The organism is Sphingomonas sp. SKA58 (assembly GCF_000153545.1).
Classification (GTDB): Bacteria; Pseudomonadota; Alphaproteobacteria; order Sphingomonadales; family Sphingomonadaceae; genus Sphingobium; species Sphingobium soli.
In genome coordinates this window covers 803030-825061 of the sequence record NZ_CH959306.1, presented here as the reverse complement: position 1 = coordinate 825061, position 22032 = coordinate 803030, and the positions used below count along the sequence as shown (strand labels likewise).

General features: G+C 65.3%; 22 protein-coding genes. 6 read left to right on the top strand and 16 right to left on the bottom strand.

Annotated features, from left to right (window positions below):
• Window positions 1–23 precede the first annotated feature (23 nt).
• The 5 genes from SKA58_RS04480 to SKA58_RS04460 form a co-directional block, all read right to left on the bottom strand.
• Window positions 24–1496: a M48 family metalloprotease gene (locus SKA58_RS04480; RefSeq protein WP_009821171.1), complete on the bottom strand. Its 1473-nt coding sequence runs from the start codon at window positions 1494–1496 to the stop codon at window positions 24–26.
• 76 nt (window positions 1497–1572) lie between these two features.
• Window positions 1573–2517, bottom strand: a complete 945-nt coding sequence (locus tag SKA58_RS04475) for an acetyl-CoA carboxylase carboxyltransferase subunit alpha (protein WP_009821170.1) — start codon at window positions 2515–2517, stop codon at window positions 1573–1575.
• 11 nt (window positions 2518–2528) lie between these two features.
• Window positions 2529–3461: a tyrosine recombinase gene (locus tag SKA58_RS04470; RefSeq protein WP_009821169.1), complete on the bottom strand. Its 933-nt coding sequence runs from the start codon at window positions 3459–3461 to the stop codon at window positions 2529–2531.
• Between the two features lies 1 nt (window position 3462).
• Window positions 3463–5307 (bottom strand): hypothetical protein, encoded by a 1845-nt coding sequence (locus tag SKA58_RS04465; protein ID WP_009821168.1) that lies wholly within the window; start codon window positions 5305–5307, stop codon window positions 3463–3465.
• Between the two features lie 5 nt (window positions 5308–5312).
• Complete coding sequence (locus SKA58_RS04460; protein WP_009821167.1) at window positions 5313–5501, bottom strand: hypothetical protein; 189 nt, start codon at window positions 5499–5501, stop codon at window positions 5313–5315.
• Window positions 5502–5596: 95 nt separating this feature from the next.
• Here SKA58_RS04460 and SKA58_RS04455 point away from each other — a divergent pair, with 95 nt between their 5' ends.
• Together SKA58_RS04455 and aroB are read left to right on the top strand one after the other, a co-directional pair.
• On the top strand, window positions 5597–6145 hold the full coding sequence (locus SKA58_RS04455) for a shikimate kinase (RefSeq protein ID WP_009821166.1): 549 nt from the start codon (window positions 5597–5599) through the stop codon (window positions 6143–6145).
• Window positions 6136–7248 (top strand): 3-dehydroquinate synthase, encoded by a 1113-nt coding sequence (gene aroB, locus SKA58_RS04450; RefSeq protein ID WP_009821165.1) that lies wholly within the window; start codon window positions 6136–6138, stop codon window positions 7246–7248. Before SKA58_RS04455 ends, aroB begins: the two co-directional genes overlap by 10 nt.
• Window positions 7249–7259: 11 nt before the next feature.
• On the opposite strand, the gene SKA58_RS04445 is transcribed toward aroB, so the two are convergent.
• The gene (locus tag SKA58_RS04445) at window positions 7260–8417 is read right to left on the bottom strand and encodes a GNAT family N-acetyltransferase (RefSeq protein ID WP_009821164.1); all 1158 of its coding nucleotides are present in this window, start codon (window positions 8415–8417) and stop codon (window positions 7260–7262) included.
• A 150-nt stretch (window positions 8418–8567) separates the two neighbouring features.
• Here SKA58_RS04445 and SKA58_RS04440 point away from each other — a divergent pair, with 150 nt between their 5' ends.
• The gene (locus SKA58_RS04440) at window positions 8568–9638 is read left to right on the top strand and encodes a fatty acid desaturase family protein (RefSeq protein ID WP_009821162.1); all 1071 of its coding nucleotides are present in this window, start codon (window positions 8568–8570) and stop codon (window positions 9636–9638) included.
• Window positions 9639–9802: 164 nt separating this feature from the next.
• On the opposite strand, the gene lptG is transcribed toward SKA58_RS04440, so the two are convergent.
• Both lptG and lptF read right to left on the bottom strand, forming a co-directional pair.
• Window positions 9803–10903, bottom strand: a complete 1101-nt coding sequence (lptG, locus tag SKA58_RS04435; RefSeq protein WP_009821161.1) for an LPS export ABC transporter permease LptG — start codon at window positions 10901–10903, stop codon at window positions 9803–9805.
• Window positions 10904–10906: 3 nt separating this feature from the next.
• Window positions 10907–12115 (bottom strand): LPS export ABC transporter permease LptF, encoded by a 1209-nt coding sequence (gene lptF, locus SKA58_RS04430; RefSeq protein WP_009821160.1) that lies wholly within the window; start codon window positions 12113–12115, stop codon window positions 10907–10909.
• A gap of 129 nt (window positions 12116–12244) precedes the next feature.
• Between lptF and SKA58_RS04425 the strand changes: the two genes are divergently transcribed.
• Both SKA58_RS04425 and SKA58_RS04420 read left to right on the top strand, forming a co-directional pair.
• Window positions 12245–12739, top strand: coding sequence for a DUF2141 domain-containing protein (locus SKA58_RS04425; protein WP_037542119.1), 495 nt, complete (start codon window positions 12245–12247; stop codon window positions 12737–12739).
• Window positions 12740–12748: 9 nt separating this feature from the next.
• A complete protein-coding gene (locus SKA58_RS04420) occupies window positions 12749–13717 on the top strand; it encodes a diacylglycerol/lipid kinase family protein (protein WP_009821158.1) in 969 nt (322 codons plus the stop codon).
• 9 nt (window positions 13718–13726) lie between these two features.
• Here the strand turns inward: SKA58_RS04420 and SKA58_RS04415 are convergent, their stop codons facing one another.
• The 7 genes from SKA58_RS04415 to SKA58_RS04385 form a co-directional block, all read right to left on the bottom strand.
• Window positions 13727–14245, bottom strand: coding sequence for a DUF2239 family protein (locus tag SKA58_RS04415; protein ID WP_009821157.1), 519 nt, complete (start codon window positions 14243–14245; stop codon window positions 13727–13729).
• Between the two features lie 67 nt (window positions 14246–14312).
• Window positions 14313–15089, bottom strand: a complete 777-nt coding sequence (gene xth, locus SKA58_RS04410; RefSeq protein WP_037542585.1) for an exodeoxyribonuclease III — start codon at window positions 15087–15089, stop codon at window positions 14313–14315.
• A 76-nt stretch (window positions 15090–15165) separates the two neighbouring features.
• Window positions 15166–15492: an iron-sulfur cluster insertion protein ErpA gene (erpA, locus tag SKA58_RS04405; RefSeq protein ID WP_009821155.1), complete on the bottom strand. Its 327-nt coding sequence runs from the start codon at window positions 15490–15492 to the stop codon at window positions 15166–15168.
• An 80-nt stretch (window positions 15493–15572) separates the two neighbouring features.
• Window positions 15573–16301 (bottom strand): M23 family metallopeptidase, encoded by a 729-nt coding sequence (locus SKA58_RS04400; RefSeq protein ID WP_198005924.1) that lies wholly within the window; start codon window positions 16299–16301, stop codon window positions 15573–15575.
• A 106-nt stretch (window positions 16302–16407) separates the two neighbouring features.
• Window positions 16408–17217 carry a ferritin-like domain-containing protein gene (locus SKA58_RS04395; RefSeq protein ID WP_009821153.1) on the bottom strand — a complete coding sequence of 270 codons (810 nt, stop codon included), beginning with the start codon at window positions 17215–17217 and terminating at the stop codon, window positions 16408–16410.
• Window positions 17214–17675: a thioredoxin-dependent thiol peroxidase gene (gene bcp, locus SKA58_RS04390; protein ID WP_037542581.1), complete on the bottom strand. Its 462-nt coding sequence runs from the start codon at window positions 17673–17675 to the stop codon at window positions 17214–17216. The genes SKA58_RS04395 and bcp overlap by 4 nt, the downstream gene beginning before the upstream one ends.
• Entirely contained in the window at window positions 17675–20365 is a 2691-nt protein-coding gene (locus SKA58_RS04385; RefSeq protein WP_037542579.1) for a bifunctional [glutamine synthetase] adenylyltransferase/[glutamine synthetase]-adenylyl-L-tyrosine phosphorylase, read from the bottom strand. The genes bcp and SKA58_RS04385 overlap by 1 nt, the downstream gene beginning before the upstream one ends.
• A gap of 347 nt (window positions 20366–20712) precedes the next feature.
• Between SKA58_RS04385 and SKA58_RS04380 the strand changes: the two genes are divergently transcribed.
• Window positions 20713–21066 (top strand): hypothetical protein, encoded by a 354-nt coding sequence (locus tag SKA58_RS04380; protein ID WP_037542117.1) that lies wholly within the window; start codon window positions 20713–20715, stop codon window positions 21064–21066.
• A 49-nt stretch (window positions 21067–21115) separates the two neighbouring features.
• Here SKA58_RS04380 and ypfJ read toward each other — a convergent pair whose 3' ends face one another.
• The gene (gene ypfJ / locus SKA58_RS04375) at window positions 21116–21994 is read right to left on the bottom strand and encodes a KPN_02809 family neutral zinc metallopeptidase (protein WP_037542577.1); all 879 of its coding nucleotides are present in this window, start codon (window positions 21992–21994) and stop codon (window positions 21116–21118) included.
• Between the last annotated feature and the right edge of the window lie 38 nt (window positions 21995–22032).

Below are 22032 nucleotides of genomic sequence, written 5' to 3'. Positions count from 1 at the left end.
TTTTTTCGTACCATCGCCCGGCTTTAGATGACGATCTTGACCTTCTGCCCCGGCCGCAGCGTCGCATTGGCGTCCAGCGCATTGATCGTCAGGAACCGCTCCAGCTGCAAGTCGCTATAGGCCATGCGCCGGCTCAAGGACTGAACCGTGTCGCCCGCCTTCACCGTCACCACGTCGATCCGGCGCGGCTTGATCGCCGCCGCGTCCTTGGCCGACAGCCGCTGCACTGACTGCACCATAGAGGTGAAGGGGCCGATGCCCCGCCCTGCCGGTGTCAGCAGCAGGAAATGATAGGCTTTGCCGCCGCCAAAGTCATAGGCGAACACCGTCGCATCGACCTGGTTCGACTGGCTGGTTGCCCGCACCGTGCGCCATGCGGCCGTAATACCGTTGATCGTCGTGCGGCTCACCGCCCCGCCCGGCACCCCCTTGCCGTCACCTAGGGCCGAAAACACGCTGTCGATATAGGCGTTCAGATCGCCGCGATAGGCGGCCGTCCCGAACTGCGCCTGCCCGCCCGATCCGATGATCGACACCGCATCGCTGCCATTTTCCATTCCGAACCCGCTGGGCGCGGCAAAGCTCAGCCGCAAGTCGGGGTGTCGGAACCGGCTGCCGTCGATCACGCCCTGCTTGGGGTCGTCGCCATAGAGCACGCCATCCAGCGCCGCCAGAAACACGTCGCGATTGCGCGTCGTGCTGGTCGATCGCGTTGCCTGCGCCTCGCGTGCGGCCCTGTCGACGCGCGATGCGGGATCGGGGTGCGTACTCGCCCATTCGGGCATCGACCGCGCGCTGCCGGCAACCTGCGCGTCGAGATTGCTCTGCGCCGCCAGCGACGCCAGCATGTCGGACAGCGCGCGCGGATCATATCCGCCCGACGCCAGATAGCGGATGCCCAGGTCATCTGCCTCATATTCCTGGCTGCGCGAAAATTTGAGCGTCAGCAGCTGGCTGCCCGTGCCGATGCCGCGCTGGATCAGTCCGGCAAAGCCCGAATCGCCCAGCAACGCGCCGGTCAGCACCTGCAACAATGCTCCGCCAATCGCGTTGCGCTGCGCCGTCTTCTGCCGCCGCTGGCCATGCTGCGCGGCGACGTGGCCCACTTCATGGCCCAGGACGCCTGCCAGTTCGGCCTCGTCGTTCATCAGCGCCATCAACTGGCGCGTCACATAAACATAGCCGCCGGGAATCGCGAAGGCGTTATTGACCGGGGAATTGAGCAAGGTGACGGTAAAGTCGCCCTGCGCATTGGACAGACCCGATTGGACCGCAATCCGCCGCCCCACCGTCTCGACATAGCGCGCCTGCGGCCCGGCATAGGGGCCGCCAAATTCCTTCAACAATTCAGGATGTTGCTTGGCACCCGATGCCTTGTCCTGCTGGCTGATCGAAGACACGGTGCGGATCGCCCGCTGCTGCCCGATCACCGCCGGTGCGCTCATCGCAATCACCAGCGCAGCGCCGGTGCCGCCCAGCGCCATCTTCCAGTTCATAAACCTCACCCTTTGCCGTTACCCTGACGTAACAAGCAAAACAGGCCGGACGTTCCGTTAAAAATCCTCCCGGCGCTCAGGCGCCGATGGCTAGAAACTTGTCGGCCCGGTCGGTGCGCAACGCATCGGCGTCCATCGAACCCAATGACTCCAGTTCGGCCTCGATCGCCGCGCCCAGATTGGCGATCGCTTCCACCGGTTCGCGATGTGCGCCGCCTACTGGCTCGGCAACGATCCGGTCAATCACGCCCAACCCTTTGAGATGCTGCGCCGTCACCTGCATCGCGGTCGCCGCATCGCTCGCCTTGTCCGCCGTGCGCCAAAGGATCGACGCGCAGCCTTCGGGCGAAATCACCGAATAGACGGCATGCTCGAACATCAGCACACGGTTCGCGGCAGCGAGCGCAATCGCGCCGCCCGACCCGCCTTCGCCCACCACTGCGGCCACCATCGGCACGCCCAGCTTCAGGCACGCCTCGGTCGACCGCGCGATCGCTTCAGCCTGGCCGCGCTCCTCCGCCTGCACGCCCGGAAAGGCGCCCGACGTGTCGACCAGCGTCACCACCGGCAGGCCGAACCGGTCGGCCAGTTCCATCAGGCGGATCGCCTTGCGGTATCCTTCGGGCTTGGCCATGCCGAAATTATGGCGCACGCGGCTTGCCGTATCATCGCCCTTTTCATGGCCGATAACCATGACCTTGCGCTCGCCCAGCGTCGCGAACCCGCCCAATATCGCCTGATCGTCGGCAAAGGCGCGGTCGCCGGCCAGCGGCATGAAATTGTCGAACAGGCCGGCGACATAATCCTTGAAGTGCGGGCGGTCGGGGTGACGCGCCACCTGCGTCTTCTGCCACGGCGTCAGCTTGGCATAGGTGTCGGCCAGCAGCTTGGCCGCGCGCTGCTCCAGCGTCGCGATCTCGCCGTCGATATTGATGTCGCCCACGCTCGCGGTGGCGCGCAGATCCACGATGCGCGCTTCCAGCTCCGCGATCGGCTTTTCGAATTCCAGAAAGCTTACCATGGGCGATGGCGTTAAGGCGATGGCGGCGCGTCGTCAACGCGGCGTTGCGGCTGGCGCACCGCCATGGTCGCCAGCGGGTGGCGCTGGTTCACCAATTCGACCAGCCGTCGGCTGTCGACATGGGTATAGATTTGCGTTGTCCCAATATCGGCATGGCCCAGCATCGCCTGTAGCGCGCGCAGGTCCGCGCCGCCTTCTAGCAAATGCGTCGCAAAAGCATGACGCAGAACATGTGGGCTGACCCTCTCCGGCGCGATCCCCGCCGCCCCGGCCAGCGCCTTCACTAGCTGATACAGCCGAATGCGGCTCAAATGGCTTTTACCCGATGGAAACAGCCAGGCGCTGTCCCCCGGCACATGGACCAGCCAGGCGGATACCGCCGCCCGCGCCCGGTCCGAAATCGGCACCAGCCGCTCGCGCGCGCCCTTGCCTTTCAGGATCAGGAACGGGCGATCCGCCGCCAGCGCGCGGCGCGGCAGCGACACCAGTTCGGTCGCGCGCAAGCCCGATCCATATAGCAGCTCGATCAGCGCGGACAGCCGCAGGTCCAGCGGTGCGGGATGCGCCACCTCCAGCCGCTCGGCAATCAGCGCGAACAGCCGATCGACCTCGGTAGTGGACAATATCTTGGGCAGCGGCCGCCGCGTCACCGGGCGCGGCAGCGCGACCGATGGATTGTCGGCGCGCAGCCCTTCTTCCTCCAGAAAACCGTAGAAAGCCCGAAGCGCCGATGCCTTGCGCGCTACCGAGGACCCCGCCAGGCTCGCCCAATGGGTCGCCAGCGTCCCTAGCCCCTCCTTGCTCGCGCCCGCCAGTCCGCCCAGCAGGCCGCCCGCGCCGGTCAGGTCGGTGCGATAGGCCAGCAACGTGTTACGCGACGCCCCGCGTTCCGCCGCCATCATCTCCAGAAAGCGGTCGATCAGGGCGGCATCCTCCTGCCCCATATCAGCTACGGGTCAGCGCCTCTGCCGCGATCATCCGCGCTTCGGGGTCCAGCCCCACCTGATGCAGCGCCGCCACCACATGATAAAGATGCGTCGCGGGCAATCCGCTCCAGTCCTGGCCTTGCATGCCCACGGCCGCCAGCAACGCCACCGTCGCCTTTTCGCCACGCTGCGCCGCCGCGCCGATCGCACGCGCCCAGCGGCTGCCCGCCGCCAGCGACAGGCCATTATCTTGCGCCAGCGATCCCGCCTCCTGCGGCGACAAGCGCGACAGCCCGGCCAGCGCCGCAATTAGCGCCCGGCCTTTGTCCGCGCCCATGACGTCGATATAGGACGACACCCGGCTGCTGCTGATGTCCACCACCGGGCTTGGTGCGCCCGCCGCCAGTAAGGCCCAGACCTGGCTGGCGCCATCGCCATCCAGCTGGCCGATCGCACGCGCCCAGCGCGCGGCATTGCGATCATAGCCGGCGGTCAGCATCGACCCGACCAGATTGGCGGCATCCTGCCCGTCCGCCTGCGCCACAGGCAATGCGGCCGCCGCCCGCGCCGTCGCGATCATCCCGACATAATCGGGCCGCGCCCCATCGCCCCACCATGTCCGCATCGCGCCGATACGGTCGCGCACCGTGTTGCCCGCAAAGGCAGTGCGCAGCGCATCGATCCGATCCGCAACCTCGCCGGAGCTGTCGCCTTCGCTGTCCAGTTGGCTATAGAAGCCCACCAGCGCCGCGCTCGAAAACACGCCAAGCCGCGCTGCAATATCTGCGCCCGGCCGGCGGCGCATCGGACTGAGCGCGGGCGCTCGCGCTTCCCACGCTCGCACATGCGGCCCGACCGTCGCGTAAAGATCGTCCGGTATCTCGACATTGAGCGCGGTCGCCAGGCCAAAGCGCCAGGCGGTCAGCTTGTCGACTCCGTCCCATTCGATATTGACCGACCGCCGCGCGTTGAAGCCGGTGCCGACGACTTTTTCCGCCAGCCGATAATCGATGCCACGCACCACGCCGCGCCGCTGCGCCTGATTGAGCGCGCCGCTCGCGCTGCCCTGGTCGCCCGACAGCGCCGGGCAGATCGCCCGCGTCATGTCCCATCCCGGCGCCTTGCTGGTGCGCAACGCCCCGGCCGACAGGGGGCACAGGCCAGCGGGATCAGCGGCCGCCAGATAGGTTTCCATCGCCACGGCATAAAGGCGCGGCGTGAACTGGTCGGCGTCGACGCTCTGCACCATCAGCCGCGCGCTGTCGGCCTCGCCCATCCGCAACAGCAGCCAGGCGCGCTCCGCCGCCCAGTCTGCGCCATTGATCCCGCGCGGCGTATCGGTCGCGCTCAGCAGCGCGCGCCGCAGCAGGATGGAGGCCCAGCGCGACACGATCGGCGCATGGGTGCTGCGCATCAGCGCGGCGAGATATTGGCCCGATTCATTGCCAAAGGCGTCCGGCTCGAACCCACGCGTCTGCGGCGTCAGCGGGCCAATGCGGTCCAGCGACCGGCGCGCGCTGTCGGGCAGGTCATATTTGGCCTTTTCCGCCGCGATTTCCTCGGGCGTCAGCTCGTCTTCGGCCGCATCACCGGCATTGTCGCCCAGCGCCGCGCTCAAGGCGGGATCGAGCGGCTGCACCATCGGCACGGGCGGAGGAGCCACTGGCGTCGTCGGCGTTGGCGCAGGCGTGCCGCTCGGCGCTGGCGGAGCAGGCCGCGACGGACGTGGCGCGGGCGTCTCGGGCGCATCGCCAAATCCCGGCGGCAGCAGCGATTCGGGCGCCTGCTGCGCGACCACGGGCAAGGTCAGGGCGAGCGCGAAGCTGCCCAGCGCCCATTTGGCGTTCCCCCGCGGCCAGCGCATCGGCCTTACTGACCCAGCTTCTCGGCGGGGATGACCTTTTCGACGCGCTGCTGCGGCTTTTCGCCACCGCGCGACCAGAAGAAGGCGAGCAGCGCAACGACCAGGATGACGATGACGATGGGGATGATCGGCAAGCGGCCGCCACGGCGACGCGCACTGCCCTCGAAACTGCTGAAGGTGCGATTATTCTTCATGGGTCCTTGGCTTGGCTGTCCGGGCCTGCAAGGCCGGGTGACTTGGAAAGATGCGATTTGCCTCAGTGACGGCTGGCTGTATAGCCCCGCCTGCCATGCAACGAAACAGCAAAATCCCGCACAGCCCCGGCAGGCGCGGTCCCATCGTCCTGGTGGGCATGATGGGCGTTGGCAAATCGACCGTCGGCCGCCGCCTCGCCGCGCGCCTGGGCCTCGCCTTCGTCGACGCGGATGAAGAGATTGAGAAAGCGGCTGACATGAGCGTCAGCGAGATTTTCGAACGCTATGGCGAAGCCTATTTTCGCGACGGCGAACGGCGTGTGATCGCCCGCCTGCTCGATGGCGCGCCCAAGGTGATCGCAACCGGCGGCGGCGCCTTCATGCAGGATGAAACCCGCCGGCTGATCCTGGACGCCGCCATCGCCATCTGGCTCGACGCCGACATCGACATATTGGTCGATCGCGTGTCCCGCCGCGACAGCCGCCCGCTGCTCAAGGATCGCGATCCGCGCACCGTGCTTACCGAACTGGCGGCAATACGCAACCCTGTCTACGCGCTCGCCCCCATTCATGTGAAGAGCATCGCGGCCCCGCACGAAGTCGCGGTCGACCGCATCATGGAGCAATTGACGCAATGGCCTTAGTCCGGGTCGCGCTGGACGCGCGCAGCTACGACATCCTGATCGAACAGGGCGCGCTCGATCGCGCCGGGGACCAGCTTGCCCGCTTCGCCCGGGGCGGCCGGCTCGTTGTCGTCACGGACGCCAACGTCGCCGCCGCGCAGCTGCCCCGGCTCGACGCCAGCCTGCGCGCCGCCAATGTCGGGATCGAACCCATCATCCTGCCGCCGGGCGAACAGACCAAGAGCTGGCGGCATCTGGAGCAATTGCTCGACGCCCTGCTCGCGCTGGAGATCGAACGCGGCGACCATATCGTCGCACTGGGCGGTGGGGTCATTGGCGATCTTGTCGGCTTTGCCGCCTCCATCCTCAAGCGCGGCTGCCATTTCGTGCAACTGCCCACCACCTTGCTGGCGCAGGTCGATTCGTCGGTTGGCGGCAAGACCGCGATCAACACCCGCGCGGGCAAGAATCTGGTCGGCAGCTTCTACCAGCCCGCGCTGGTCCTGATCGACCCCGCCACGCTCGACAGCCTGCCGCCCCGCGAAACCCGCGCCGGCTATGCCGAAGTCGTCAAATATGGCCTGATCGACGACCCGGATTTCTTCGCCTGGTGCGAAAGCGATGGCCACCGCCTGCTCGCGGGCGATGCTACGGCGCGCACCCATGCCATCGAAAAAAGCGTGGCGGCCAAAGCCGCGATCGTCGCTGACGACGAACGCGAAACTTCCGGCCGCCGCGCGCTGCTCAACCTTGGCCATACCTTCGGTCACGCGCTGGAGGCCGACACCGGCTTTTCCGACACGCTGCTGCATGGCGAAGCCGTCGCTGCGGGCATGGCGCTCGCCTTCCGCTATTCCGCCCGCCTTGGCCTGTGCCCGGCCGAAGATGCCGTGCGCATCACCGCGCATTTGAAGGCGGTCGGCCTGCCGCATGATCTGGCCAGCGCCCACGTCACTGCCGATGGCGCCGCGCTGGTCAGCCATATGCTGCATGACAAGAAAATGGCGGCCGGCACCCTGCCCTTCCTGCTTGCGCACGGCATCGGCCGGACATTCCTGTCAAAGGATGTCGCGCTGGCCGATGTCGCCGCCTTCCTCGATCAGGATCGCGCGACGGCGCTGTAAGGCCCTCTGGCCTACAGCGCCTTCTCGTAGATCTGATAGATTTTGTTCACCTGGCTATCGATCGCGTCGGCGATCGCGTTCATGCCCTGATTATCGTCCAGCACCCAGCCAATCTCGCCACGCGTCGCGCCATATTCGGTGATTGCGGCGCGGCGGATATATTCGATCATCATGAAGGCCAGCTGGCTCGCCATGCGCGAACTTTGCAATCGCTGCACCACGCCCATCAGCGGCACGCGCATCGTGCGCACCTGCGGTTTCTTGAGCCAGCGCAGCAGCTTGATCCAACCGAACGGAAACAGTGATCCATTAAGCGGGCCGATCGCTTCGTTAAGGTCGGGCAGCGTCATCATGAACGCCACCGGCTCGCCATCCAGCTCCGCGATCATGATCAGATCCTCGAACACGATCGGCTTGAGCTTCTTGCCGGTATGCGCGACTTCCGCGTCGGTGATCGGCACGAAGCCCCAATTCTGACCCCACGCGTCGTTCAATATGGCAAGGATGATCGCGGCTTCCTGATCGAACTTCGCCTTGTCGACCTTGCGGATGTGGATGCGGCCATTTTTCTCGCCCGACTGGACGATGCGCTGGATCAGCGGCGGAAAATCCTGCGTGATGTCCAGCTCATAGGTCTTGAGCTGCTTGACCGGCACATAGCCCGCACCTTCGATCATTGCCTGATAGGCCGGGCTGTTATGCCCCATCATCACCGTGGGCGGATGATCATGACCCTCGATCAGCAGCCCCGGCTCTTCCCAGATGGACAGGGAAATCGGTCCCAGCACCCGCGTCATGCCCTGCGTGCGCAGCCACTGCTCGGCCGCTGCGATCAGCGCCTCGCCAACCTGCGCATCCTCCGCCTCGAACAGGCCGAAATTGCCGGTGCCTGGCCCCATGCCCTGTTCAGGCGGCTGGCGAAGGGCAAGCTCGTCGATGTGCGCCGACACCCGCCCCACCACTTGCCCGTTGCGCCGAGCCAGGAAATATTGCGCCCTGGCATGGCCGAAAAACGGGTTCTTTCCCGGCGTCAGCAGTTCCTTGACCTCGGCCTTCAGCGGCGGCACCCAGTTGGCGTCCTTGGCATAAAGCCGCCAAGGCAGGTCGATGAAAGCCTTCATATCGGCCTTGCCGGAAACAGGAGTGATAACCAGATCAGTATGCGCCACGGATGCCGCCTTCGAAAATATCAGGGATGCGGTGCAGTTCGGCGCTTGTTTGCGCAATGTCAATCATGCGCATCATAGCTGCGGCTATGAAGACAAACATGACATGGTGCTGCCATGAATCGAGCGTATTTGGAGATTAGGACGGCCCGCATGACAGTGCATGATCCCATACTTGCCGCCGCCCAGCGCGCGCGCGCGGCTATTCCCGACGATACGGTGATGCTGCGCGCGGCGGCCGAACTGGCGCGCGACTATGCGCATGCCGACCCGCGTATCTACTGGCCCGACCTGCTGGCCTCCGCGCTGATCGGCTGGAGCGCGCTGGCGGGCGCGATCCTGATCGACAATCTGGCGATCGCGCTGGCCTGCGGCCTTGTCTCGATGCTCGCCCTCTATCGCGCGGCCAGCTTCATCCATGAACTGACCCACATCCGCAAGGGCGCGCTGCCGGGGTTCCGCCTGGGGTGGAACCTCGTCGTGGGCCTGCCGCTCATGATCCCCTCCTTCATGTATGAGGGGGTGCATACGCAGCATCATGCCCGCACGCGCTATGGCACGGCGGAGGACCCGGAATATCTGCCGCTGGCGCTGATGAAGCCCTGGTCGCTGCCGCTGTTCATATTGGTTGCCGCGCTTGCCCCTGTCGGGCTCATCCTGCGCTTTGGCGTGCTGACGCCGCTGTCGCTGCTGATCCCCGCGCTCCGGCGCAAGGTGGTTGCGGAATTTTCCGCGCTCTCGATCAATCCCGCCTATCGCCGCCGCACGCCCGAAGGCGCCTTTGCGCGGCAATGGGCATGGCAGGAAGCGGGGGCCTGCATCGTTGCGCTGGCGCTGGTGGGCAGCATCTTCGCCTTCGGATGGAAGCCATTGCTCGTCTATATGGCCGTCCATTCCGCGATGACCGTCATCAACCAGTTGCGCACGCTGGTTGCCCATCTTTGGGAAAATGGGGGCGAGGCGATGACCGTCACCGCGCAATATCTCGATTCGGTCAATGTGCCGCCGCCCGCCACTTTGCCCGCGCTCTGGGCGCCTGTTGGCCTGCGCTATCATGCGCTGCATCATCTGCTGCCCAGCGTGCCCTATCATGCGCTGGGCAAGGCCCATGCCCGCCTGATGGCCATGATCGACGCGGAGTCGCCCTATCATCGGGGCAATTACACCGGCATGATTCCGCTGGTCGGCAAGATCGCGCGCAGCACCATGACGCGTCGGGCCTGAAAAGCGCGAAACTGCAAAATTTTTCGGTTGCAGCTTGAAACGGGCAATCGCCTGCCCATATCGCGGGTGTTCCGGTCCTACCCCTCCCCCTCATGAGGGCCGGGACGCCCCCTAGAGGCGAGGCCCCGCGCGACACCCCTTGGTCGCCGGGGCCTTTTTCTTGTCTATTCCTCGGTGCGGAACAGCACTGTCTCACCCACCAGCAGGAACAGGAAAAAGGGCGCCCAGGCCGCCAGTACCGGGGGATAGGCGCCCAGATTGCCCATCGCGAGCGAGAAATTGTCCGCGACGAAATAGGCAAAGCCCAGCGCCATGCCCAGCACTGCGCGCATGAACAACTGCCCCGACCGCGCCAGGCCGAAGGCCGCGACCGATCCCAATATCGGCATCAGCAACGCTGACAGCGGCCCCGACAGCTTGTGCCACAAACTGCCCTCCAGTTCCTTGGTCGGCCGGCCTGCGTCGCGCAGGTCGCCGATCGCCGCTTCCAGTTCATGGAAGGTCAACGCGTCGGGATCGACCCGCGCCAGCGTGAACTGATCAGGCCTGATATCGCGCCCGAACCGGACCGTGCCGATATTGCTGACCGTTCCTCGCGCGACGTCGAACTGCCGCGCGCCTTCCAGCACCCAGCTTTTCGACGCGACATCATAATGGCCCTTTGGCGCCTGGACGATCGTCGTCAGCCGATTGTTGATGCGGTTGTAGATTTCCACCTGCCGCAACTGCACCGCAGTGCCACGCCCTGCCACAATGGCCGCGTTGACCAGATTATTGCCGTCGCGCACCCAGGGGTTGGACTTGACCCCGCTGTCGGGGGGCACCGGACCATAATCCACCGCCTCCCACGCGCTCAAGGCCGCGGTCGATCGCACGACGATCCGTTCGTTGAAAACAAAGCTGATGATCGACACGCCCAGCGCCGCCAGCACCAGCGGCGCCAATATCTGGTGCGCTGACAGCCCCGCCGCTTTCATCGAGATGATCTCGCTATTCTGGTTCAGCGTCGCCAGCATCACCAGCGTGCCCAGCAGCACCGAAAAGGGCAGGAAGGTGGCGATGATCTGCGGCGCCCGCAGGCCGACATAATGCCATAGCTGCGCGTCGCTATTGCCGGGATAGGCCAGGATATCGCCCGAATTGCCCAGCAGGTCGAGCGTCTGGAGCACGACCACCAGCATCGCCAGCACCGCGAAGGTGCGGGTCAGGAACAGCCGCGCCATATACAGGCTGATCTGGCGCGACGGGAAGAAGTTCACATGCATGGCTCAGGCGGCTCCTTCCGCCGAAGCACGTCGCCGGCCCAGCCGGATCAGCCGGCCCACCTGCTTGCCGATCTTGGCAAAGGCGAATTCCAGCGCGGCGATTGGCTGTCCGCCCGGACGATGGGCGATCACATGATACATCCAGAGCACCAGTCCTGACGCCAGCAGGAATGGCCCCCACAAAGCGATGATCGGATCGATCTTGCCCAAGGCACCCACACTTTCGCCATATTGATTGACCTTGTGATAGGTCACGATAAACACGATAGACAGGAACACGCCCAGCGCGGACGTCGATCGTTTGGGCGGAATGGCGAAGGCCAGCGCCGCCAGCGGCAGCAACAGCATGAACACCACCTCCACCATGCGGAAATGGAAATTGGCGCGCACCTCGTTGCGCAGCTTAGGGGGCGTCGCCTGATTCTTGCCGATCACCACCAGTTCGGGAATCGTCTTTTCCCGGTCATTGTCGCGCCCGCGGAAACTTTCGATCTGTGGCAGGTCGATCGGCAGGTCATGGCTGGAAAAGGACAGGATGCGCGGCGTCTTATATTTGGGCGCGTCGTTGACCAGCACGCCATCGCGCAGGCGGAAAATGATGACATCGGGGTCGTCCGTCGCCAGGAATGTGCCCTGCGCCGCCGTCACCGCGACCGACTGCCCGTCGCGACTGGTTGCGCGCACGAAAATGCCCTGCAAATTGCGCCCCTGGTCGCGGCTGCGCTCGATGCGCAGCGTCATGCGCTTGCCCAGATTGGTGAACTCCCCGACCTTGATCGACGCGCCCAGCGCGCCCGACCGCAGCTCGAACCGCAGCGCTTCATAAGCGTGGCGAGACAGGGGCTGGACGAAGCCCACTATGCCGAAATTGATGAGCGCCAGCGCGATCGCATACATATAGGGCACGCGCAGCAAACGCCCGTATGACAGGCCGACCGCGCGCATGACATCCAGTTCCGATGACATGGCGAGCTTGCGGAACGCCAGCAATATGCCCAGCATCAGGCCGATCGGAATGCCCAGCGACAGATATTCGGGCAGCATATTGGCCAGCATCCGCCACACCACGCTGACCGGCCCGCCCTCCGCCGCGACGAAGTCGAACAGGCTCAGCATCTTGTCGAGCACCAGCAGCATCGCTGCGATCACCAGCGTGCCCAGCATCGGCACGGCGATCAGGCGGGCGAGATATCGGTCGGTGGCGGTCAGCATTCTCTAAGTCGTCGTCCCATCACCATGTTTTGGCCGCAAAGCCCGCCCATATCCGGACGGGTAAGTTTGTGGGGCGAACAGGGGCTCGCCATCCGATCCATGCGGATGGCTATAGCTTCCAGGAGTCTGATGGTCATGGTAAAAGTTGCAATGGGTCTGATGTCGGTGGCGGCGATGGTGATCGCCGTGCCGGCCATGGCCCATGGGCAGGAAATCCCGAATAATCTCGAACGCTGCGCGGCCGATGCGAAGGGGCCGGCGGTTCTGGTTGATGTGCGCGGCTTCGTCGCGCCCACCGGCAAGGTGCGCGTGCAATCCTATCCGGGCACGAAGGCGGCCTGGCTGGAAAAGGGCGAATGGCTCTATCGCATCGACGTCCCTGTAAAGCCCACCAATGGCAGCATGCGCTTCTGCATGCCGGTGCCGCATTCGGGCACCTACGGCATTGCGGTGCGGCATGATCGCGACGGCAATGGCAAGACCGACATTTCGCGTGATGGCGGCGGCTTTTCCAATAATCCGTCGATCAACATCTTCAACCTGGGCAAGCCGAGCATCAGCAAGGCCGCGTTTCAGGCTGGCCCCGGCGTGACCAAAATCACGATCAACCTCAAATATATGTGAACCATTGCCATGGTCTGCGTCGCGCTTCTGTCCAACCCCAAGTCTACGGGCAACCGTCAGACACTCCCGCGCGTCCGCAGCTATTGCGCCAGCAACCCCGATATCTTCCATTATGAAGTGGAGCATGTCGACCAGATCGGCCGGGCGTTCCAGACGATCGCCCGCGTCGATCCGGCCGTCATCGTCATCAATGGCGGCGACGGCACGGTGCAGGCGTCGCTGACCGAACTCTATCAGGGCGAACATTTCACCGGACGGGTGCCGCCGATCGCGGTGCTGCCCAATGGCAAGACCAACCTCATCGCGCTCGACCTTGGCATCCATGGCGATCCGATCAAGGCGCTGGAGCGCATCGTCGCCATCGCCAAGTCAGGCGTCGACGATCATGTCGTCGCGCGCGAACTCATTGCCCTTTCTGATGGCGCGGCGGGCAGCCGCCCGGTGCTCGGCATGTTTCTGGGCGGGGCGGGCCTGGCCGACTATATGCTCTATTGCCGCAACCAGATTTACCCGCTGGGCCTTTCCAATGGCCTCAGCCATTTCATCACAGCGCTGGCGGTCATCGTGTCGCTGCTGTTCGGCATCCGCGCGCGGTTCCTGCCGCCGTCGGGCAAGCCGGTCAGCATTTCCCTGATTCGCGACGGCCAGATCGCCGGGCGCTTCGCCGTGCTGATCGTGACGACACTTGAACGACTGCTCCTGGGCGTCCAGCCCGGCGACAGCAGCCGCGGCAACATGAAACTGATGGCGGTGGACCAGAATATTCCCGCCCTGCTCCGCCTGGTATGGGCAAGCCTGTGGGGCCGCGTCGGCAAGGCCAAGATGCACGGCATCCATCTGGAACAGGGCGACATGATCCGTATCGAGGGCGATCATAGCAGCGTCATCCTGGACGGCGAACTGTTCGAAGCCTCCGAAGGCCGCCCGATCGTCCTGCGCTCGACCGAGCCGGTCCCCTTCCTCCGCCTCGCGGCCTGACGAGCCCCGTCAGGCGAAGGCCGGTGCCGCCAGCGCCAGCGCATGGTCGCGAATGCCGGCCGGCCAATTTCTTGAAAACGCCGTGAATCGTGTGGCATCCTTGGCATAGAGCGCCCGGATCGCCTCCTCATAGCCGGGCCGGTCGCCCGCCATCGCCGTCGTGAAATGATAGGCCGCGTCCATCGCCGCGCGCGGTGACGTCGGCCCGGCTTCCGCTTTGCGCGCGTCGTCCACCAGCCGTCGCAACACCGCCGAAACGCCGCCTGGCTGCTGCGCCAGCCAGTCCCACTGGCGGGGCAGCAACGTGACCTCGCGCGCCTGGACGCCCAGCTTGGGCCGTCCCCGCCCGCGCGGCGCCTGCGAGACGGAATCCTCCAGGTCTATATCGACCTGCCGGCCGGTCCGGTCGTCGAACAACAGGATATTCTGCGCGTCATCGCCCATCGCCTGGAGCGCGGCGCGGATTTCGCCCTGGTCGCCCGTAGCGATCCACAATTCGCCGGCGAAGGCCGTTAGTGTCCCATCCATTCCGAATCTCCTTCGGCGGGGACATTATTACCCGGATTTTATTCCGTCAATATGATCCGGGTAATATTCAGGCTGGCCGCAGTTCGACCCAGGTCGGGGCGTGGTCGCTCGCCTTTTCGCGCCCTCGGAAATCGCGATCGACCCGCGCATCGATCAGGCGGTCGGCTGCTGCCGGGCTCAGCAGCAAGTGGTCAATGCGAAACCCCGCGTCGCGCGGCCAGCTATTGGCCTGATAGTCCCAGAAGGTCCACACCCCGCCGGCGGGATGACGGCTCAATATCGCGTCGGTCCATCCGTCGTTCAGCATTCGGCGATAGGCCGCCCGGCTTTCGGGCTGCATCAGCGCATCGTCGGCCATCGCCTTGACCGAAAATGTGTCCACGTCGCGCGGAATGACATTATAGTCGCCCGCCAGCACAGCCGGCACTTCTTCGGTCCAGATTTCCGCCGCGCGTCGGCGCAGCCTGTCCATCCAGCGCAGCTTGTAATCGAATTTCGGCCCCGGCTGCGGGTTGCCGTTGGGCAGATAGATGGAGGCAACCCGCACCCCCTTCACATCGGCCTCCAGATACCGGCTATGTTCGTCCTCGGGTTCGCCTTCCAGCCCGCGCCGCACTTCGACCGGCGCGTCCCCCCGCGCCAGGATGGCGACGCCGTTGAAGCCCTTCTGCCCGTGCCAGATCGCGCCATAGCCGGCGTCCTCGATATCCTTGATCGGGAAGGTCTCGTCGCTGGTCTTGATCTCCTGAAGGCAGGCGACATCGGGCCGCGTTTCGTCCAGCCATTCCAGCAGACGCGGCAGACGCGCTTTAATGCCGTTGATATTGAAGGTCGCGATGCGCATGAAGAAGGCCATCCGTTCAGAAAGGAATAGGCCTCTGCCTACGCAGCCGCGCCCGCCTTTTCAAACGGAAGAAGCGTCAGACCGAGAAGCTGGTCCCGCATCCGCAGCCGGCGGTCGCATTGGGGTTCGTCACCTTGAACGCCTGCCCGCCCAGATCCGACACGAAATCCACCGCCGATCCGCGCACCAGATCGATACTGACATCGTCCACCACCAGCGTCACGCCATCGCGCTCCACCGCCATATCCTCAGGCTCGACCGCCTCGGCCAGGCCGAAGCGATATTGAAAGCCAGAGCAACCGCCGCCTTCGACCGACAGGCGAAGAATGGCGGGCTTGCCCTGCTTGGTGGCGATCGCCGCGACGCGGGCGGCGGCGGAGGGTGTGAGGTCGATGTCGGCCATGGCGCCTAGATAGGATCAGGCAAAAGGCCCGGCAACCCATAGGGCGCCGGGCCTTTGCGAAAGTGCCGGAAAAAGGGGGATCAATCGGCCGCTTGTTCTTCTGCCTTGGTCGGGCCGCCCATGGCGACCGGCGGCTTGGTGTTCATCGCCACCAGATAATCGGGGCCGGACACGAAAGGAATGGGGTTGATCGCCGCGCCATCGACGCGGACTTCATAATGAAGGTGGCTGCCGGTGGACCGGCCGGTCGAACCCATCAGACCGATGATCTGGCCGCGCTTCACATAGCTGTTGGGCGACACCAGCAGCTTCGACATATGGCCATAACGCGTTTCCATGCCGCTGCCGTGCGTGATCTGGACCAGATTGCCATAGCCGTTCGCCCATCCGGCGCGGCTGACGACGCCATCGGCGGTCGCATAGATCGGCGTGCCGACCGGACCGGGGATGTCGATGCCCTTGTGCATCCGCGCGCCGCCATTGAACGGATCGGAGCGTACGCCGAAATTGGAGGTCAGCGACAATTTGGAAACAGGGCGACCCGACGGGATATAGGCCGATGCCTTGGTCACGCCGTCCAGGCGCTGAAGGCTGGCGAAGAGGTTGGCGAAGCCCGCGTCATTCTGCTCGGCCTTGGCCGCAGCGGCGGGCACATCGCCATAGGGGTCATCATCATCGGTCGCGGCCTGCGCCGGGGCGGCAGCGCTCAATGCGCCTGCAACAGCCACCCCTCCTAGCAATGTGAAAAACTTCGAAGCGGTCTGGAACATCATCGAACCGCGCGCATTGACCATATGAAGAACCGACATGCAGACCCCGACTATCAGCCGGAGACTATGTCTCTCGGCGCTTCCCGTGTTGTATGTTTGGCGACAGATGCCGCCCCCGCTGGAAATGCAGACTGCAAATCACCGCTCAGCTTGCAAGCGCCACGTAAAAATCTTCGGTTAAACCGGCCTGTCGACGCGCCGAGTCGTTGAAAGGCGGCTTCAGACACCCACGAAAATGCCGTTTCACAAGCATTTGATAGTGATAGGGCGCGTTAAGTCCTTTTCGGTTCGTCGCCCAGCTGAACCACCCCGTCCCGGCCGCGACATGCCGAATCTCGTCCTCGACAATCCGGCGCAGGATACGGCTCGTCACAACATCGCCCGCGCCTTCGAACCGCGTAACGGTCGCGGGCGTGATGTCGAGCGCGCGCGCCTCCAGCACCATCGGCACGATCGCCAACCGCGCCAGCGCATCACCCGCCGTCTCGCGCGCCGCATCCCAGAGGCCGTCATGCGCGGGGAGCGCGCCATAATGGCTGCCCATCTGCCGTAGCCGCCGGTCAAGCAACGCGAAATGCATCGCCTCTTCAGCGCCCACCTGCATCCATTCGCCGGTAAAGGCCGCGGGAAATTCGCTGCCGAACCGCCCGATCAGGTCGAACGCCAGGTCGATCGCCACGAATTCGATATGCGCCAGCGCATGGATCATCGCGATCCGCGATCGCTCCGACCCAATCCTGCCACGCCGTGGCATCTGGTTGGGCGGCAACAGGGCCGGCGCGGCCGGGCGTGCCGGCACGTCGGGCATCGCCGTCTCGAACCGATGCGCCAGCCGCCCCAGCCGCCAGGCGCGCGCCACCGCCCGCGCCGCCATCAGCTTGGCGGGCGGATCAGGCGTCGTCAGCACATGCGCGCACGCCGCGCCGACCGTCTCGATATGCGCGGGCAGGGTCAAAGCGCCCTTGCCGCCTCCAGCACTTCGGCCGCGTGGCCCTTCACCTTCACCTTGCGCCAGATCCGCTGCACCTTTCCTTGGGCGCCGAACAGAAAGGTCGCTCGCTCGATCCCCATATAGGTGCGGCCATACAGGGATTTTTCGACCCAGGTGCCGAACGCCGCGCAGGCGTCGCCCGGTTCGTCAGAGGCCAATATGACGCTCAGCCCATATTTTTCGGAAAATTTCTTAAGCTTGGCCGGCTTGTCGCGGGAAATGCCGATCACCGGCACGCCGGCGGCGGCATATTCATCCGCAAGCGCGGTGAAGTCCTTTGCCTCATTGGTGCATCCGGGCGTATCGGCCTTGGGATAGAAATACACCACCAGCGGCTTGCCGCTATAATGGTCCAGCGCGAACTCCACGCCCTCCATATCCATCAGCGTCACTGCGGGAATGGCGTCTCCCGGCTCCAGCATCATGCGTCCTCCTGATAGGGCGCGGCGATCGCCGCCCATGTGTCGCCCACGCATTGCCGCGCCTTGGCATAGCTTGCAAGCAGCGCATCCCAATCCGCCTGGCCGCAGGCGCGCGCCACCAGCGACCGCGTCGCTTCGGGCGGCTCGGTCGATCCAGGCGACACCAATCGCGACACGACGAGATAACGGGTGATGAGGTCATGCGCCTCGATCAGCGCAGCGGGCAGATGCCCCGCCTCCACCAATTGCGACAGCGCAACCGACAGGTCGGGATCGAACGCCATGCCGTGGCGAAACTGGCTGACATGGATCAGAAATTCCAGGTCGACAAGGCCGCCGGGTACCAGCTTGACGTCCATCTCGCTGGCGGGCGGCTTGTGGCGGGCGATGTCACCGCGCATCTTGACCGCCTGCCGCGTCAGTTCCTCCGTGTCGCGCGGCCGCTCCAGCGTCTCCTTGAGCACCGCGTCCAGCGCCGCACGCGCGCGCGCCGAACCAAAGACCGGCCGCGCCCGCGTCAGCGCCAGATGCTCCCAGGTCCAGGCTTCCTCGCGCTGATAACGGGCAAAACTGTCCAGGCTGACCGCCAGCAACCCCTGCGCGCCCGATGGCCGCAGCCGCGTATCAACTTCGTAAAGTGGCCCCGACGCTGTGTGCACCGACAGCGCGTTCGTGATCCGCTGCCCCAACCGGTTGAAATATTGCGTCGCGCCCAAAGGCTTGGGACCATCGGATTCGGCCAGGAAATCCCCCGTGAACAGATAGACCAGGTCCAGGTCCGACGCATGGGTCAGTACCCCTCCGCCCAGCCGGCCCAGCGCCAGAATCAGCATCTCTCCGCCCGGAACCTTGCCATGGGCCGCCTCGAACTCTGCGACCGTGGCCGCGCCCAACGCCTCGATCGCCGCCAGCGCGACGCGGCCATAGCCCCTGCCCACCGCCATCGGGTCGCCGCCCCGGATGATCTGCACGCCCAGTGCGAAACGGCGATCGCCCACGCGCTGCCGCACCCGGTCGAGCAGCATCTGATAATCCTCGCCCGGCTCCAGCGCGGAAAATTGCGCTGCCATCTGCGGCACGGATGGCGGCGGATCGAACGCGCTGGCGTCGATCAGCCCGTCCAGCAACTCCGCTCGTCGTCCCAGCGCGTCGGCCAGCGTCGGCGCATGGCTCAACACCTCCGCCAGCAATTCCACCAGCGCCGGGCGCGCCGCCAGCAGCTTGAAGAAATTGATCGCGCTCGGCAGGCGACCGATCATGTCGTCCAGCCGGTTGAGCGCGCGGGTCGGGTCGGGCGCCTGCGCCAGCGCGCGCATCAGCCCCGGCAGCAACTGCTCCAGCGCCTCGCGAGAGGCCGCGCTGCGCAATGCCCGCACCGCGCCGCCGCGCCAGCGACCGATCCGCGCGAGCGGCGTGTCGGGATCGGCGAAACCCATGTCGGTCAGCTGCGCCTTCAGCTTGTCTCCGTCCTGCGACATGGACGCGTCGTCGCTGTCCGGGCTCAGCCGGTCATAATTGCGCCCGACCCATTCCACCTGCGGCCGCAGCAACTCCAGCAGCGCCGCGCCATCCTCCAGCCCGTGCAGCCGTGCGACATTATCGACCCCGGCCATCGTCGGCGGCAATTCATGCGTCTGGCGGTCCTCCACCATCTGCAACCGGTGCTCGATCGTGCGCAGCAGGACATAGGCTTCGTCCAGCCGCGTCGCGACCTCCGGCTCGATCACCCCGGCCTCGGCCAGCGCACGCAGCGCCTCGCGGCTATTGCCCGAACGCAGCGACGGGTCGCGCCCGCCATGGATCAGCTGATGCACCTGCGCGAAAAACTCGACTTCGCGTATGCCGCCGCGCCCGCGCTTTAAGTCATAGCCCGGCCCGAAGGCCTGCCCCTGCGCATAATGGTCGCGGATGCGGCGGGAAATGTCGACGATCGCGTCGATCGCGCTGAAATCCAGGCTGCGCCGCCAGACGAAGGGGCGGATCTGGCGCAGGAAATCCTCACCCAGCGCCTTGTCACCGGCCGCCGCTCGCGCGCGGATGAAAGCCGCCTGCTCCCACCCCAGCGCCGTCGATTCATAATAGCCGATCGCCGCGTCCACCGGCAGCGCGATCGGCGTCGCCTCGGGCGATGGGCGCAAGCGCAGATCGACGCGAAAGACATAGCCATCGCCGTCCCGCGCATTGAGCAATTCGCTGACCCGTCGGCCGATCCGCACCGCGGCGTCCGCCACATCCTCCCGCGCGCCATGCGGCAGGGTAGCGGGATCGTAGAGCAAGATTGGATCGATATCGGATGAATAATTGAGTTCGCGGCTGCCATGCTTTCCCAGCGCAAGCACGACGAAGCCCTTATGGTCGGCATCGGGATAGCGTTCCTGCATCGCCGCCGCGATGGCTTCCTCCAGCGCTTGATCGGCAAAATCCGACAGCGTGCGCGTCACCCGATCCAGGTCCCACGCGCCAGACAGGTCCGCGCCCGCCACCGCGAGCGCGATCGCCCCGCGCCGCCGCCGCAGGGATCGCGCGACTCCGTCCTGCGGATCGGCGGCGGCATGGGCAGCCGCCAGAGCCCCGTCCATATCCCCCTGCGCCATCTGCGCCACCACGGTGGGATAGCGCTCCAGCGCGCGCGCCAGAAATGGCGAATGCGCGCGGATACGCGCCTCGATTTGTGGCCAGTTCGACACCATCTTCTCCTTATCGAGCCGGGCTATCGCGCGCAAAGGCGATGAATTCCAGAAACTTTTGCGCGCCTCGCCCGTTTCCCCCCCATGGAGATGCAGCGCAAAATGACTGGCCAACCAGCGTTGGGGCGAGACGGCGAACTTGGCCGTATTGTCACCGTTGGCCTTCCCGCGCCCTATGAAGGAGTAGGAAAAGCGCTGCGGTCCACATACACGCCGCCTCGCGATGGCTTGCCCGACGATATGATGGATTTGCTTGGAAAACTTGATCGACATTAAGATTAAGTTTTTGTTCACGGGTAGGGGCGTATGATGGCGTGACGTTCGGGCATTAGGACCGGAGTGATGTCGCCATGATGTATCGCAGTTTCGCCATCGCGACCCTAGTTGCTGCACCCGTGATCGTCATGGCCGTGCAGAACTTCCTGCCTGCCCCGCCATCGGGCGTGCAGGACCAGCCCGCCACGCCCGCCCCTGCGCCGCTCGTCGCGCCCAATGCAGCGCCAGCGGTTCCAGCACCCTCCCCGCCTTCCGCAGACTTCGCGCCTCCTATGCCCGCAGCGGGCGAGCCGCTTCCCGGCGCGGGGCAGCCCATGCTCTCGCCGGGCCAGGGATTGCCCCAACCGCCCCCGTCGACCAATGGCGGAGCCAACCCCTATTCTACCCCGCAGCAGGCCCCACCGGGATCGCCGAACGCCGAATTTTGACGCGACGATCCGGCACTTGGCAGCTGTTGGGCCAAGCCGCCGCTTCCCCTCAGATCGAACCGCCAAATGTGTCGCATTGCGCCGGGTCGCCTGTATCCAACCCCTTGCGCAGCCACTCCATTCGCTGCGCGCTCGACCCATGCGTGAAGCTTTCGGGCACCGGCCGCCGCCCGGCAGCTTTCTGCAACGTGTCGTCGCCGATCGCCTCAGCCGCGCGCAAACCTTCCTCCAGATCGCCGGGCTCCATCAGATTGTCGTCACGCGCTGCCCATACGCCAGCATAGCAGTCGGCCTGCAATTCCATCTTCACCTGCAAGGCGTTGCCCTGCGCCTCCGATGCGCGCTGCTGCGCCTTGCGGATGCGGTCGGCCTCGCCGGTGATGGTCTGGATATGGTGGCCCACTTCATGCGCGATGATGTAGCCGATCGGAAAATCGCCGGGCGCGTTGAACCGCGTTTCCATCTCGCGGAAGAAATCGGTGTCGAGGTAGATGCGTTGGTCGGCCGGGCAGTAGAATGGTCCCATGGCCGACATTGCTGCGCCGCAGCCCGACTGCCCGTTCTGGCTGTAGAAGACGAGCGTGGGCGGCGGATAATTCTGCCCCTGCGCCCGGAAAATCTCGGCCCAGCGGCGCTCGGTCGACCCCAGCACCTTGAGCGAGGTGCGCTGCACGTCGGTCAACTCTGCGCTCGAAGGCCGCTCCGTCTGGACTGGCTGGCCACCGCCACCGCCACCGCCACCCAGCAGGCTGAGCGGATTCATCCCCATGACGACCATGATCACCAGCACCACCACGATGCCGCCGCATCCGAACCGGCTGCCGATCAGCGGCAGCAGCATGCCCAGCCCGCCGCCGCCAAATCCACCGCCGCCGCGCCCGTCCTGCACCTCGAAATGGCTGCTTTCCTGTTCGTCGTCCAGCCTCATCGCGTCCTCCCTGTTGCCCGCGCCGTTCCTACGCGATT

Bases quoted from the DNA above. Each gene is read 5' to 3' on its own strand.
- SKA58_RS04480 (WP_009821171.1), bottom strand. From the start codon at position 1,496: ATGAACTGGAAGATGGCGCTGGGCGGCACCGGCGCTGCGCTGGTGATT.
- SKA58_RS04475 (WP_009821170.1), bottom strand. From the start codon at position 2,517: ATGGTAAGCTTTCTGGAATTCGAAAAGCCGATCGCGGAGCTGGAAGCG.
- SKA58_RS04470 (WP_009821169.1), bottom strand. From the start codon at position 3,461: ATGGGGCAGGAGGATGCCGCCCTGATCGACCGCTTTCTGGAGATGATG.
- SKA58_RS04465 (WP_009821168.1), bottom strand. From the start codon at position 5,307: ATGCGCTGGCCGCGGGGGAACGCCAAATGGGCGCTGGGCAGCTTCGCG.
- SKA58_RS04460 (WP_009821167.1), bottom strand. From the start codon at position 5,501: ATGAAGAATAATCGCACCTTCAGCAGTTTCGAGGGCAGTGCGCGTCGC.
- SKA58_RS04455 (WP_009821166.1), top strand. From the start codon at position 5,597: ATGCAACGAAACAGCAAAATCCCGCACAGCCCCGGCAGGCGCGGTCCC.
- aroB (WP_009821165.1), top strand. From the start codon at position 6,136: ATGGCCTTAGTCCGGGTCGCGCTGGACGCGCGCAGCTACGACATCCTG.
- SKA58_RS04440 (WP_009821162.1), top strand. From the start codon at position 8,568: ATGACAGTGCATGATCCCATACTTGCCGCCGCCCAGCGCGCGCGCGCG.
- lptG (WP_009821161.1), bottom strand. From the start codon at position 10,903: ATGCATGTGAACTTCTTCCCGTCGCGCCAGATCAGCCTGTATATGGCG.
- lptF (WP_009821160.1), bottom strand. From the start codon at position 12,115: ATGCTGACCGCCACCGACCGATATCTCGCCCGCCTGATCGCCGTGCCG.
- SKA58_RS04425 (WP_037542119.1), top strand. From the start codon at position 12,245: ATGGTCATGGTAAAAGTTGCAATGGGTCTGATGTCGGTGGCGGCGATG.
- SKA58_RS04420 (WP_009821158.1), top strand. From the start codon at position 12,749: ATGGTCTGCGTCGCGCTTCTGTCCAACCCCAAGTCTACGGGCAACCGT.
- SKA58_RS04415 (WP_009821157.1), bottom strand. From the start codon at position 14,245: ATGGATGGGACACTAACGGCCTTCGCCGGCGAATTGTGGATCGCTACG.
- xth (WP_037542585.1), bottom strand. From the start codon at position 15,089: ATGCGCATCGCGACCTTCAATATCAACGGCATTAAAGCGCGTCTGCCG.
- erpA (WP_009821155.1), bottom strand. From the start codon at position 15,492: ATGGCCGACATCGACCTCACACCCTCCGCCGCCGCCCGCGTCGCGGCG.
- SKA58_RS04400 (WP_198005924.1), bottom strand. From the start codon at position 16,301: ATGTCGGTTCTTCATATGGTCAATGCGCGCGGTTCGATGATGTTCCAG.
- bcp (WP_037542581.1), bottom strand. From the start codon at position 17,675: ATGCTGGAGCCGGGAGACGCCATTCCCGCAGTGACGCTGATGGATATG.
- SKA58_RS04385 (WP_037542579.1), bottom strand. From the start codon at position 20,365: ATGGTGTCGAACTGGCCACAAATCGAGGCGCGTATCCGCGCGCATTCG.
- SKA58_RS04380 (WP_037542117.1), top strand. From the start codon at position 20,713: ATGATGTATCGCAGTTTCGCCATCGCGACCCTAGTTGCTGCACCCGTG.
- ypfJ (WP_037542577.1), bottom strand. From the start codon at position 21,994: ATGAGGCTGGACGACGAACAGGAAAGCAGCCATTTCGAGGTGCAGGAC.